Origin of the sequence: Flavobacterium lipolyticum, from assembly GCF_020905335.1 — a bacterium.
Taxonomy (GTDB): domain Bacteria; phylum Bacteroidota; class Bacteroidia; order Flavobacteriales; family Flavobacteriaceae; genus Flavobacterium; species Flavobacterium lipolyticum.
Genome location: NZ_JAJJMN010000001.1, coordinates 3660185 through 3673245 on the forward strand (window position 1 = coordinate 3660185; position 13061 = coordinate 3673245).

Below are 13061 nucleotides of genomic sequence, written 5' to 3' on the forward strand. Positions count from 1 at the left end.
TTATAAAAAAATTAACAATTATTGCACTACAAGAGGCTTTTTTTTAGAGTGTTTCTAAATTAACTGTTCTTGCGTTTGAAATTTACATTCATAATAACAATGGCTAAAATGATTAGAATAATTCCAATCCATTGTGAAAGAATTACTTCTTCATTTAATAAAACGTAGGCCATGGTTACCGAAACTGGCAGTTCAAGGGCAGAAACAATACTTCCAAGACCAATTCCCGTTAATGGAAATCCAAGATTCATTAACATCGGAGGAATGATAGTTCCGAATAAAGCCAATACGATTCCCCATTTTGCAAAAATAGCAAGATTAAAAGGAGTAACCTGTGTCGCCAAGGCAAATGAAAATACGATAATGGCACCTCCAAACAGCATGTACAAACTACGTTGTGCCGACGAGATTTCGGTCGCAACGCGATTGGCTGTAAACATAGTAGTGGTAAAAGAAGCAGCGGCTAACATTCCCCAAACAAGTCCTCTCCAGTCCAGTTCGATTTCGTTGTGTAGAATATTAGTGGCTAAAACAGTACCTATAAGAACGATAAATACCGAAAAGACCTTTTGTTTGGAAGGTAATTTCTTTTCTAAGATCATTTCAAGTAAAACTCCTATCCAGACTGTTTGCATTAGTAAAACGATACCAATTGAAACAGGGATATATTTTACAGCCAAATAATAAAACAAACTCGTCATTCCTAATGAAGTACCGGCAAGCATTAAGCTGAATATGTTTTTTGGAGTTGCTTTCACAACATTGTCTTTATGTTTTAGTTTTTGGAACGTATTGATTAGTAAAATACCAATGATTCCTAATACAAATTGAGAGGTAGTTACTTCGGCAGTAGTATATCCTTCTGTGTAGGCCATTTTTACGAAAGTGGCTAACATTCCATAAGTTGTAGCTCCTAAGGCTACTAAAAATACTCCTTTTAATACATTGTTTTGTGACATCTTAATCTGTTTATTTTAAAAAATTTAAGCCGGCAAAGGTAAGCTATTTTGTTTAGGATTTAATAGAAAATATTCAGAAACGTTGTGATTGCGTTTATTTCGTTCTTTTCGTGAGGTTTAAAATTGAAGATTTGACAGGATGGTATAAAATAAAAAACCACCACAAAATATATCGTGGTGGTTGATTTTAAGTCCGGTAAGGTACTTTGAATTACTTTACTGGCTGCTCTTTATAAGTTTCGATTTCAAAGATTAAAGTGGCGTTTGGCGGAATTACACCTCCGGCACCTTTTTCTCCGTAAGCTAGATTAGAAGGAAGGAAGAATATAGCTTTTTCTCCATCTGTCATCATGTCTAAAGCTTCAATAAAACCAGGAATCATTCCGTCTTTTTTACCTACAACAAAAGGGAATGCTTTGTATCCTTTTTGGGCATCACGGTTGGCATCGTATTTACCATAAGCTTTCGCTACGGTAGAGATACTACTGTCAAAGAGATTTCCATCTTCAAAATATCCTGCATAGTGAAAGTAAATGTTAGATCCGTCAGCTCCTTTAACGCCTGTTCCTTTTTGTGTAACGACATATTTTAAACCGGAAGCTGTTGCAGTAGCTTTCGCTTTTGTAGCGGCAAAATAAGCTGCTTTTTCAGTAATCACTTTTTGAGATTCTGCTTTTTTTACATCTTGTTTTTTTGCATCTTCAGCAAGTACTTTTACAGCATCAAATTTTTTGGCTGCAGCACCTTTGCGTGTAATGGTAATTTTAGTCATAATATCGTCCTGAACAATTTTATTAACATTGTCCATTCCCGAAACTACATGCCCAAAAATAGTATGTTTACCGTTTAACCACGGTGTATCTTTATGTGTGATGAAAAACTGACTTCCGTTTGTAGCAGGACCTGAATTCGCCATTGCTAAAACTCCGCCCTTTTCAAATTTCAATTCTGGTACAAATTCGTCTTTAAATGCATATCCGGGACCTCCTGTACCATTTCCGTCAGGATCTCCACCCTGAATCATGAAATCATTGATTACTCGGTGAAATTTCAATCCGTCGTAAAAGGGTTTACCTTTAAGTTTTTCCACTTTAACGTTTGGGTTCGTGCCTTCTGCCAACGAGATAAAGTTAGCCACAGTTACCGGTGTTTTTACATATTCTAAAGAAACTACAATATCTCCTTTTGTGGTGGCTATTGTGGCAAAAATGCCTTCGCCAGGATTGGTTTTAGGGGCTGTTTTTGCTGCTGTAGTTGCTGTTTTTGGCTTTGGTTTGGCTACTGGTTTTTTGGTAGCCTGAGCCTGAATATTTACAACTGCCAGGCAAAATAAAAATAGAAATTTAAACTTCATGATGTTCCGAATTTAAGTCTATAATGTTTTTTAAAAATGAATTATTGAGGTTTTTCTAATAATTGAATTTCGAAAATAATATTAGCATTTGGAGGAATTACTCCGCCGGCACCGGTTGCTCCGTAAGCCAGATGTGCAGGAATAAAAAGTACTGCTTTGTCTCCAAAAGAAAGTTGCTCAATTCCTTCAATAAAACCGGGAATCATTCCGTCTTTACGGCCTGCCTGGAAAGGAATTGGCTGGTATCCGTGTGCTTCGGCTCTTGCAGCATCAAATTTTCCGAAAGCTTTATTAACTTCTTCTACGCTTGAATCAAATAAAGTACCGTCTTCTAAAAAGCCTGAATAATTGATGTACAACTGAGCTCCTGTAGCCGGTTTTTTACCTGTTCCTTTTTCAGTGATTACAAATTCTAGCCCTGAATTGGTTTTGGTCGCTTTAGGTTTAATAGAGGCTAAATACGCTACTTTTTCTTTTTGTACACCAGCGTATTTCCCTTTTTCCTTAGCAATTTCAGAGAAATAATCGTGAAATACTTTTATGGCATCAAACTTTTTGGCAGCTTCACCGTTTCTGATAATTTTTACCGAAACAATTTTGTCGTCTTGTTTGATCTGATTTACCACTTCCTGTCCTTTTTCAACCACATGACCAAAAATAGTGTGTTTCCCGTCTAACCATGGAGTCTCAACATGTGTGATGAAGAACTGACTGCTGTTTGTAGCCGGACCATTGTTCGCCATTGCTAAAACACCAGCTTTGTCAAATTTTAAATCGGTGATCTCATCTTTAAATCGGTATCCTGCATCACCAGAACCAGTTCCTTCAGGATCTCCGGTCTGAATCATAAAATTTTCAATAACTCTGTGAAATTTCAATCCGTCGTAAAAAGGTTTTCCTTTTAGGTAATCTTTAGTAACAAACTCGCTTTTACCTTCGGCTAAAGTTACAAAATTAGCTACTGTAACAGGTGCTTTTTTGTAATCCAATTCAACAATAATGTGTCCTTTATTGGTTTCAATATCCGCATATAAACCATCAGGCAGGTTGCTGTGTTCGTCTTTACAAGAGAATAATGAACTAACGGCAAGTAATACTAGTAGAATACTTTTTTTCATTTTTAAAAGGTTGTTTTTATGGGTTTAAGGTATCTTTTTTAGCTTGGGTTACAGTTTTAGGAGCTGTTGTTTTAGGGGTTTGTGCAGCTGTAGTTGTTGGATTAGCAGCTGGATCCGGTACAAAGTTACGAAGTGTAACAGTACACATTAAGGATTGATTGGGTCCTATTTTTTTATTGTCTCCATGATATCCGTAGGCGATATGCGAAGGGAATAAGAAAGTCACGGTTTCGTTTTTATGCATCATTTTTATACCGTCACGCAATCCCATCATAATGTCTTGCTTGTCTACATAATAGGTTTGTGGACCCAGATCGGCTTCAGAATAGATTATTTTGCCATTGATATCTTTTATTTCCAGATTAAAATAAGCGATATCTCCTTTTTTAGGAGTCTGAAGATCAGTTTCATTTCGTTCGTCATAATACAGCCAGTATCCTTTTCGGGTGGCATAGTATTTTGTTTTCGGATTGCTTTTGATTATTTTTTTGATAACATCCTCTTCATTGGCTACTAATTTTTTATTTCGATCGGCTGATTTTTTCATAAAAGTACCGGAGGCCTGAGAAATAGGTCTTCTGGCATCTTCATGTTGTTTACAGCTAACCAATAAAACAGCAAAAAGTAGGGCGCAACTGCTTCGTTTTAAGTAGTTCATATTTGGGTTATATTTCTAGTTTGTTTACTAAATCTTCAAATTTTTTCAAAGTTTCTTCCATTGAAGTCTCTGATTTTCCTCCCGCTGCATTACTGTGTCCGCCGCCATTAAAATGATCTCTTGCAAACTGGTTTACATCAAATCCTCCTTGTGAACGGAAAGAGATTTTAATGATTTTTTCGTCTTTATTTTCGATAAAAATAGCAGTAAAAACAATACCTTTTATACTTAATCCGTAATTAACAATACCTTCTGTGTCGCCTTTTACATAATGGAATGCGTCCAGTTCGTCCTGAGTAAGCGAAGTATAAGAGGTTTTGTGTTCTTCCAGAACTTTCATGTTTTGTAACGCACGTCCTAACAATTGCAAACGGCTGTAAGAACTGTTGTCAAACAACAAAACGGGTATCTGAGTATTTTCGACACCTAAATCGATTAGTTCAGCAATGATACGGTGTGTATTTCCTGTTGTTCCCGGAAAGCGGAACGAACCGGAATCTGTTAATATTCCTGTGTAGATACAAGTGGCGATGGTTTTGTCTAAATCTTCTTTTTTGCCTAAGAAAGAAATAAAATTATAGACCATTTCACAGGTAGATCCAAACGAAGTGTCAGAGTACGTATAAAGTGCATAATCATCCGGTTTTTGATGATGGTCAATCATAATAAACGGAGCGGTTAGCTTCACAAGTGTATGTTCCATCTCACCTGTACGATGAAAAGCATTAAAATCCAGTGTAAAAATAAGCTCAGCTTCTTCTAATATTTTGGTACAGTTTTCAGTATCTTTTTCAAATATTTTAACCGTTTCAGAACCTGGAAGCCAGGCTAAAAAGTTAGGAAAATCATTAGGAGCAATTACTGTTGGCTGATGATTGTTTTTTAACAAAAAATGGTATAACCCTAAGGTTGAACCCATAGCATCACCGTCAGGTCCTCTATGAGGAATGATGGCAATTTTCTTTGGGGTTGCGAGTAATAACTGTATCGCTTGAATGTCTTGTATTTTCATAGTGTGCGAATTTACATTTTTTTAATGTAATGTGAAATGATTTTATTTGGTATTCAATTTTCAGTCGCAGTGTTCAGTGTTCAGTCTCAGCATTGGGTCTTGGTCGTAGTTTTCAGTGCGAGTCTCAGTTTGTAGATTGTCATACAAAGACGCAATCACAGTTTTCGATATGCAAAAATCTATCGATTCCCTATGGAAAATAACTGTTTTGAAAATCGAACACTGAGACTGAACACTGAGACTGAACACTGTGACTGAATACTGAGACTGAATACTGAGACTGAATACTGAGACTGAATACTGAGACTGAATACTGAGACTGAATACTGAGACTGAACACTGAGACTGAACACTGAGACTGAACACTGAGACTGAACACTGAGACTGAACACTGAGACTGAACACTGAGACTGAATACTGAGACTGAAAACTGTCACTGAGTACTGAAAACTAAATCAAAGCCACTTCTGATACAACTTATACTTAGCTCCTTTTACAATTTGTGATTTGTAAATTCCGACAGAACCGGAGGAGAAATACGCTATAAGGCAGGCAATCGCGATGAATAATCCGGGCTGAATTCCAAAAAGTTCCATTCCCATGATGGTACAGGCAATAGGAGTGTGTGTGGCTCCTGAAAACACTGCTACAAATCCCAAACCCGCTAAAAAAGCAATGGGTAATGGAATCACCAGAGACAAAGCACTCCCTAAAGTAGCCCCTACAAAGAACAATGGAGTTACTTCGCCACCTTTAAATCCTGCACCGAGAGTAAATCCGGTGAATAGAATTTTAAGCAGGAAATCGTACCACGGATTAGCATTTGTAAAAGAATCGACAATTACCGGAACTCCCAGTCCGGAGAATTTTGTGAGTCCGAAACCTGCAAGGACAATAGACAAAACAATTCCGCCAATAAAAGGACGTAAGGGTGGATATTTGATGTTTTTGGAGAAAAGAGAACCCCAGAAATGGGTGCTTCTCGAGAAAAGCAGAGCTGCAAAACCGGATAAGAGACCGATTAAAATCACATAAGATAAAGTGGTTAGACTAATTTCAGGAACAACCGGAATGTTGTAATGGGTATGTTTTACCTGCCAGAATTCAACGGTGAAATAAGCAGCATATGCAACTAAAAGAGACAGAAGAGTGCTTTTGATATTAATTTTACTAAAATACAGAACTTCCAAGGCAAAAATGGCACCTGCAAGCGGAGTCCCAAAAACAGAAGCAAAACCGGCACTGATTCCGAGGATAATCAGAACTCTGCGTTCGGTATTATCCAAATTGAAAAGTTTAGTAAATTGATCGGCGATAGCACCGCCCATTTGTACTGCTGTGCCTTCACGTCCTGCAGAGCCTCCAAAGAAATGGGTCAGTAAGGTTCCTAAAAGCACGAGAGGAGCCATTTTAAAAGGAATGACTTTTTTTGGGGTTTCGTATTCTTCGAGTAATAAATTATTGCCTTTTACAACAGATTCTCCCCAATAATGATAACTAAATCCAACAAGTAATCCGCCAAGAGGTAAAAGCCAGATTAGCCAGTCGTGCTGAATTCTAAATTGCGTAACCCATTCAAGTGAAACTAAGAAAAGTGCAGAAGCAGATCCGGACAAAACACCTATTAGAACACAAATGAGAATCCATTTGAAAATAGTAAGCAGTGTTTTTTTTAGGTTTTGAAAAGCCATTAATAAACTAAGTTTTTTAGCCACGAATTCAAGAATAAAACGAATTTTAATTGAGACAAAAATAATCTTTTTTAATCCTTAATCTGTGGCTAAATAAAAATCGTGAATTCGGGACTAAAAAATTATTGTACAACAGCTGTAAATTCAATTTCAACTAGATATTCAGGAGCAACCAGTTTACTGATTTCATAGAACCCTGTTGTTGGTTTTACATCTTTAAAAAAGGAGGAATGCGCTCTTGCTACCTCTTCGAAAGTCGAAATATCAGTAGTGAAAATTCGCGTTCTGATCACATCTTTCATTCCAACATTTAAGTCTTCTAAAACTTTTTCAACACGTTCCAGGATGTTGTAAGTTTGAGCATAAGCATCATTAGCTTTTACTTTCTCACCATCAACAATAGCTACAGTTCCTGAAACTTCAATGATGTTGCCAATTCTTACAGCACGGCAATATCCCATTTTGTCTTCCCAAGGAGATCCTGTTAAGATGTTTTCTCTTTTCATTTCTTTTGGTTTATTGAATTTACTTCTTTGTTTTTAAGGTAAATTCGGATTGGTTAATAGAGTCGCAATTTATAAAATATGCAATGAAAAAGAGTACGATTGAATTGAAATCATTTCGGAATTCCTTCTTTTTTGTGATATTTTAAAGCGTCAAATTGTTCGTTACTCGATTTGATGCTGTTCGTAAAGACGAAGTTTATTTTGGGTAGCAGTAAGGTTTTGCTGAAGCTCTTCTATTTTGCCTAATAGATTTGCAATGACATCCAAGCCTTCGAGATTAATTTTCAAATCATAATGTAGGCGTATCATTTTTTCAACAGTTGGCAATTGTTCCGGTTGGAAATATTCGTCCTCTTCAAGTAGTATAATTTTGACTAAACCGTAATTATGCAACTCCGTTATAAAGGTGTTCTCAATTTCGTGATACACACAAAATTGTTTGATATGGATTAAGTTTTTACTGCTCATGATTTCTTAGTTTAGCTAGTTCTTCAAATAATTCTTTTTCTTTTGCAGACAGTTGGGTTGGAATTTTTATAGTGTAGGTAATGTATAAATCACCAAACTGATTCTCTTTTTTGTATACCGGAAAGCCTTTGCCTTTTAATTTTACTTTAGTTCCGGGCTGAGTTTCGGCTGGGACTTTTATTTTTACTTTTCCGTCAAAAGTCTTTACAAAAATTTCTCCTCCTAAAATAGCGGTGTATAAATCCAGTTCAACATCGGCATATAAATTATGGCCTTCCCGCTTAAAATCGGAATCATTATCAATTAAGAAAGTGATGTATAAATCGCCATTTGGACCACCATTTGCACCGGGTGCACCATGATTTGGAATTTTGATAATCTGTCCGTTTTCGACTCCGGCCGGAATGGTGATTCGGATATTTTTTCCGTTAACACTTAGGTTCTGTTTGTGAGTCGTGTAAGCGGATGCTAAATCTAACTGTAATTCGGCATTAAAATCCTGACCTCTGTATTTTGCCTGACCTCTGGAACTTCTTCCTGAAGAACCGTACATAGAATTGAAGAAATCAGAGAAATCACTTTCGGAAAAGTTTTCGCCACCAAAATCAGTGTAGCCTTGATTGCCTTGTTGTTGTCGGGAATATTGCTGTTGGTTAGGAGCGTAACCTGCTTTTTCAAATTCATCGGCATGTTTCCAGTCTTTCCCGTATTTGTCGTATTTTTTACGATTCTCGGGATGGCTTAAGACTTCGTTGGCCTCATTTATTTCTTTGAATTTTCTTTCCGCTTCCTTGTCGTTGGGGTTTAAATCAGGATGGTATTTTCGTGCCAGTTTTCGATATGCCTTTTTGATTTCAGCTTCAGTTGCAGACTTTGTGATTTCTAATACTTTGTAATAATCAATATAATCCATGGATTGAAAATTTAATAAATTAGCTATTTTATCAGGTATTTATAAAGAGATAAGAGTATGTTTTATAAGTGTCATTGTTTTTAACACATAGAGACATAGATTTTCTCTCTGAAAAAAAGACGTTCCATTTTAAATAAAACGCAGAGCCCTATGGGAAGGAAATAGATTTCTCTCAGATATTTTTTTCCTGCGCATAAAAAAATATGTTTTTATGTGTTGATTTTTTTTGCAGAAGGTGATCTTTAGTGCTGCTTTTAAAAAGATTGAAGTTAGGAATAAGTTGCTAATTATCAAAACGATGTTTTTCGAATATTAAAAAAATAACATTTACATAGTTTCAGAAGCCCCCGATTGATTTGGAATTTGAAGTTTTGAAATTGAAATTAATCTCATCAGATTTGCAGTTTTTGGCAGGTTTTTTGATTCCAAAAAAAGGCATAATATAGTGTTATAAAAGTCTTAAAGTTGTAGTGCTTAACTATATTATGTTATTTTTGTGATTCCAGATCCTGATTTTAAAGCAAATATAAAAGCCGATTCGATAATACTTTTTCAATGAAACACATTTTATTCTTCATATTATTTTTTACTGCTGTTACCGTATCGGCACAAAAGGAATTTGGAACTAAATTCAAGCCTATTGCGGCACCTAAATTTGGAGCAAAACCCAAAAAGACTCCAATTCCGGAAATAAAAGATCCTCAGGGTGAAAATCTGGACATGCCAGGAATTAAAACGCCTAATGTTTTTGACAATACCAGTATTACTCCAAAATCTCAATTTCAGATTGGGGCAGAGAAAAGTAAGTTCACCATGTCTACCGAAACTGATTTTGCCAATCCGGGAGATCGTTACGTGCCCAAAATGGAGAAAGATTTAGACAAAGCTTTAAGAGATGCCGGTTTGAAAGAAGGACGCGGAACGTTGATAAAAAGAAATATCTCTTTGGGAGATTTTAGAACAAAATCGCAATATTTCATCATAAAATTAAGAGATTTTGGAGCCATTGATGGCGATTTGGTCAAAGTTTCATCAAATGATGCCGTAATCGCCAGTCAGATACTACTGGGGTCCAATTTTAAAGAAGTAAAAATAAACCTCGCAGCAGGGTTTAATAAATTAGATTTTGAAGCTTTAAATATCGGTACATTGGGCGGAAACACTGCAGAAATCCAAGTCTATGATGATAAAGGACAATTAGTAACCAATGATTACTGGGATAACCTTGCCGCTGGATTTAAGGCTTCGATTGTTGTGACGAAAGAGTGATTTTTTTAAGGTGCTAAGGGGCTGAGATGCTAAGGTTCTAAGTTTTTTAGTAAATGATAACTACGTGATTATCGGGGTAACCTTACAACAGTTTTTTAAGGTGCTAAGGGGCTGAGATGCTAAGGTTCTAAGTTTTTTAATACATTATAATTACATGAATATTGGGGTAACCTTACAACAGTTTTTTAAGATACTAAGGGGCTGAGATGCTAAGGTTCTAAGTTTTTCAAAAAATGATAATTAGTGATCATTGGGATAACCTTGCAATAGTTTTTTTTAAGGTACTAAGGGGCTGAGATGCTAAGGTTCTAAGTTTTTTAATATATGATGACTACGTGATCATTGGGATAACCTTGCCGCTGGATTTAAGGCTTCGATTGTTGTGACGAAAGAGTGATTTTTTTAAGATACTAAGGGGCTGAGATGTTAAGGTTCTAAGTTTTCTAAAAAGTGATAACTACTTGATTATCGGGTAACCATGTAACAGTTTTTTTGAGGTGTTAGGAGATCAAAAAAACAAAGGCTCTAAGTCTTTCGAAAAAAAACATAGAACCTTAGTATCTCATTATCTCATTATCTCATTATCTCATTATCTCATTATCTCAGTATCTCAGTATCTCATTATCTCATTATCTCATTATCTCATTATCTCATTATCTCATTATCTCATTATCTCAGTATCTCATTATCTCATTATCTCATTATCTCATTATCTCATTATCTCATTATCTCATTATCTCAGTATCTCAGTATCTCAGTATCTCAGTATCTCAGAACCTTTCCTAGAACGGATCCGCAGTCACTCTAAACTTCATTTCTGCTTTTACGGTTACATCTTTAGTAAGTGTTTCTTTCAAAGTAACTTTTGTTCTAATTTTGTATTTATCTGCTTTAATGTACTGGTCCAGTCTTGCATCGGTACAAATCAAATCGATGCTGTTGGCAGAGGAATTGATGTTATCCTGATACGCAAGTTCGATTTCATCAGAATCTGTCGTAGAGATATACAAATGAACCGATTTTAAAAACGTAAAGGTTTTATCGGTTGGATTTGTGATCATTAGTTTAAGGGATTTCAGTTTAACATCTTTTACTAAACTGGCTTTGGTTTTGTTGTTCTCAAACTCGGCAGAAGAATTTGTAGTGACATCGGGAGTGATAATTTCCGAAGGCAAATTGATAGGAGAAGTACTCTTTATCTGAATAGAAGTTTCGTTTGAAATCGTAAAAGTCAATAAATTATCGACAGCATCACAAGAGCTTAAAAACAGAGACAAAAAGAGAGAAAGGGCAATTAATTTTGATTTCATAGTTAAATTTTAATTTGGGTTTTTCGTTACGTACGAAATAAATTGGTTTTTGGATTTTTTTTGCGAAGATACTAAGTTACTAAGGTTCTGAGGTACTAAGCTGTAAAGATGTTGAGTTTTTATTTTTATAGTAAAAATTCGCCTTAGAATCTTAGTAACTCAGCCCCTTAGAACCTTTAAAGAAAAAAAATCAAAATTCCATTTTTCAAATTCGAATATAAAAAGTACTTTTGCGCATGCAACACAACGTACTTATTTTAGATTTCGGATCGCAATATACTCAGCTTATTGCGCGTAGAGTTCGCGAATTAAATATATTCTGCGAAATTTTCCCTTACAATCACTTTCCTAGTGATTTATCACCTTATAAAGCCGTAATTTTAGGAGGAAGTCCTTTTTCTGTTCGTGCAGAAGATGCTCCACATCCTGATTTATCTCAAATTCGAGGCAAGCTTCCAATGTTAGCGGTTTGTTACGGAGCACAATACTTAGCTCATTTTAGTGGAGGTGAAGTAGCAGCTTCGAACACCAGAGAATATGGAAGAGCTAATTTGTCTTATATTAAAGAGAATGAAGTTTTCTTCAACGGAGTTTCTGAAAACAGCCAGGTTTGGATGAGCCATAGTGATAGTATCAAAGCTTTACCAACTAATGCTGTAAAATTAGCAAGCACACATGATGTAGAATTTGCTGCTTATAAAATTGAAGGTGAAACTACTTATGCTATTCAGTACCATCCTGAAGTTTTTCACTCTACTGACGGATCAAAAATGCTGAAAAACTTTTTAGTAGATATCGCTGATGTTCCTCAAAACTTTACACCAGGAGCTTTCGTAGAAGAAATGGTAGCGGAGTTAAAAGAGAAATTAGGAAATGATAAAGTGGTTTTAGGATTGTCAGGAGGAGTAGATTCTACTGTTGCTGCAGTGCTATTAAACAAAGCAATTGGACAAAATTTATATTGCGTTTTTGTTAATAATGGACTTTTGCGTAAAAACGAATTCGAAAATGTATTGGATCAATACAAAGGAATGGGATTGAACGTAAAAGGAGTAGATGCAGGCGATCGTTTTCTGTCAGAATTAGCAGGAATCAGTGATCCTGAAACCAAACGTAAAACAATTGGCCGTGTATTTATCGAAGTTTTTGATGATGAATCACACCTAATCGAAGATGTAAAATGGCTGGCACAGGGAACTATTTATCCTGATGTAATTGAGTCAGTTTCGGTAAAAGGACCATCGGCAACGATCAAGTCGCACCATAACGTAGGTGGATTGCCGGATTATATGAAATTACAGATTGTAGAGCCGCTTCGAATGCTGTTCAAAGACGAAGTTCGAAGAGTAGGAGCTACTTTAGGAATAGATCCTGAGTTATTAGGAAGACACCCTTTCCCGGGACCAGGATTATCAATTAGAATTTTAGGAGACATTACTCCGGAAAAAGTTCAGATTTTACAAGATGTGGATGCCGTTTTTATTGACGGATTAAAATCTTGGGGATTGTATGATAAAGTTTGGCAGGCAGGAGCAATCTTGCTTCCGGTAAACAGTGTTGGTGTAATGGGCGATGAGCGTACTTACGAAAAAGTAGTAGCGCTTAGAGCTGTAGAATCAACAGATGGTATGACGGCAGACTGGGTTCATTTACCGTATGATTTCTTAATGAAAGTGTCTAACGATATTATCAATAAAGTAAAAGGCGTGAATCGTGTGGTTTACGATATCAGCTCAAAACCACCAGCAACAATTGAGTGGGAATAGTACTATTTTTTAAAATTAAGGCGTTACATTTGTAACG

At 36.0% G+C, this 13061-nt stretch carries 12 protein-coding genes; 2 read left to right on the top strand and 10 right to left on the bottom strand.

Annotated elements, in window-relative coordinates; genetic code table 11:
* Positions 1-59: 59 nt before the first annotated feature.
* The 9 genes from LNQ34_RS15640 to LNQ34_RS15680 form a co-directional block, all read right to left on the bottom strand.
* Positions 60-959, bottom strand: a complete 900-nt coding sequence (locus LNQ34_RS15640) for an EamA family transporter (protein WP_230000394.1) — start codon at positions 957-959, stop codon at positions 60-62.
* A 211-nt stretch (positions 960-1170) separates the two neighbouring features.
* Positions 1171-2313 carry a peptidylprolyl isomerase gene (locus tag LNQ34_RS15645; RefSeq protein ID WP_230000395.1) on the bottom strand — a complete coding sequence of 381 codons (1143 nt, stop codon included), beginning with the start codon at positions 2311-2313 and terminating at the stop codon, positions 1171-1173.
* A gap of 41 nt (positions 2314-2354) precedes the next feature.
* Positions 2355-3431: a peptidylprolyl isomerase gene (locus LNQ34_RS15650; protein ID WP_017497308.1), complete on the bottom strand. Its 1077-nt coding sequence runs from the start codon at positions 3429-3431 to the stop codon at positions 2355-2357.
* Positions 3432-3447: 16 nt separating this feature from the next.
* On the bottom strand, positions 3448-4089 hold the full coding sequence (gene gldI, locus LNQ34_RS15655) for a gliding motility-associated peptidyl-prolyl isomerase GldI (RefSeq protein WP_230000396.1): 642 nt from the start codon (positions 4087-4089) through the stop codon (positions 3448-3450).
* Between the two features lie 7 nt (positions 4090-4096).
* The gene (locus tag LNQ34_RS15660; protein ID WP_202701879.1) at positions 4097-5101 is read right to left on the bottom strand and encodes a DHH family phosphoesterase; all 1005 of its coding nucleotides are present in this window, start codon (positions 5099-5101) and stop codon (positions 4097-4099) included.
* 455 nt (positions 5102-5556) lie between these two features.
* Positions 5557-6792: a chloride channel protein gene (locus LNQ34_RS15665; protein WP_230000397.1), complete on the bottom strand. Its 1236-nt coding sequence runs from the start codon at positions 6790-6792 to the stop codon at positions 5557-5559.
* A 122-nt stretch (positions 6793-6914) separates the two neighbouring features.
* Positions 6915-7298, bottom strand: coding sequence for a RidA family protein (locus LNQ34_RS15670; RefSeq protein WP_017497312.1), 384 nt, complete (start codon positions 7296-7298; stop codon positions 6915-6917).
* Between the two features lie 162 nt (positions 7299-7460).
* Positions 7461-7766, bottom strand: a complete 306-nt coding sequence (locus LNQ34_RS15675) for a chaperone modulator CbpM (protein ID WP_230000398.1) — start codon at positions 7764-7766, stop codon at positions 7461-7463.
* Positions 7756-8679 (bottom strand): DnaJ C-terminal domain-containing protein, encoded by a 924-nt coding sequence (locus LNQ34_RS15680; protein ID WP_230000399.1) that lies wholly within the window; start codon positions 8677-8679, stop codon positions 7756-7758. Before LNQ34_RS15680 ends, LNQ34_RS15675 begins: the two co-directional genes overlap by 11 nt.
* Positions 8680-9234: 555 nt before the next feature.
* On the opposite strand from LNQ34_RS15680, the gene LNQ34_RS15685 reads away from it, so the two are divergent.
* Complete coding sequence (locus LNQ34_RS15685) at positions 9235-9948, top strand: hypothetical protein (protein WP_070906871.1); 714 nt, start codon at positions 9235-9237, stop codon at positions 9946-9948.
* Positions 9949-10730: 782 nt separating this feature from the next.
* Here the strand turns inward: LNQ34_RS15685 and LNQ34_RS15690 are convergent.
* The gene (locus tag LNQ34_RS15690) at positions 10731-11258 is read right to left on the bottom strand and encodes a hypothetical protein (RefSeq protein WP_202701885.1); all 528 of its coding nucleotides are present in this window, start codon (positions 11256-11258) and stop codon (positions 10731-10733) included.
* A gap of 236 nt (positions 11259-11494) precedes the next feature.
* Between LNQ34_RS15690 and guaA the strand changes: the two genes are divergently transcribed.
* A complete protein-coding gene (gene guaA, locus LNQ34_RS15695; RefSeq protein ID WP_230000400.1) occupies positions 11495-13024 on the top strand; it encodes a glutamine-hydrolyzing GMP synthase in 1530 nt (509 codons plus the stop codon).
* Positions 13025-13061 lie beyond the last annotated feature (37 nt).

Bases quoted from the DNA above. Each gene is read 5' to 3' on its own strand.
- guaA (WP_230000400.1), top strand. From the start codon at position 11,495: ATGCAACACAACGTACTTATTTTAGATTTCGGATCGCAATATACTCAG.
- LNQ34_RS15640 (WP_230000394.1), bottom strand. From the start codon at position 959: ATGTCACAAAACAATGTATTAAAAGGAGTATTTTTAGTAGCCTTAGGA.
- LNQ34_RS15650 (WP_017497308.1), bottom strand. From the start codon at position 3,431: ATGAAAAAAAGTATTCTACTAGTATTACTTGCCGTTAGTTCATTATTC.
- LNQ34_RS15680 (WP_230000399.1), bottom strand. From the start codon at position 8,679: ATGGATTATATTGATTATTACAAAGTATTAGAAATCACAAAGTCTGCA.
- LNQ34_RS15685 (WP_070906871.1), top strand. From the start codon at position 9,235: ATGAAACACATTTTATTCTTCATATTATTTTTTACTGCTGTTACCGTA.
- LNQ34_RS15660 (WP_202701879.1), bottom strand. From the start codon at position 5,101: ATGAAAATACAAGACATTCAAGCGATACAGTTATTACTCGCAACCCCA.
- gldI (WP_230000396.1), bottom strand. From the start codon at position 4,089: ATGAACTACTTAAAACGAAGCAGTTGCGCCCTACTTTTTGCTGTTTTA.
- LNQ34_RS15690 (WP_202701885.1), bottom strand. From the start codon at position 11,258: ATGAAATCAAAATTAATTGCCCTTTCTCTCTTTTTGTCTCTGTTTTTA.
- LNQ34_RS15665 (WP_230000397.1), bottom strand. From the start codon at position 6,792: ATGGCTTTTCAAAACCTAAAAAAAACACTGCTTACTATTTTCAAATGG.
- LNQ34_RS15675 (WP_230000398.1), bottom strand. From the start codon at position 7,766: ATGAGCAGTAAAAACTTAATCCATATCAAACAATTTTGTGTGTATCAC.
- LNQ34_RS15645 (WP_230000395.1), bottom strand. From the start codon at position 2,313: ATGAAGTTTAAATTTCTATTTTTATTTTGCCTGGCAGTTGTAAATATT.
- LNQ34_RS15670 (WP_017497312.1), bottom strand. From the start codon at position 7,298: ATGAAAAGAGAAAACATCTTAACAGGATCTCCTTGGGAAGACAAAATG.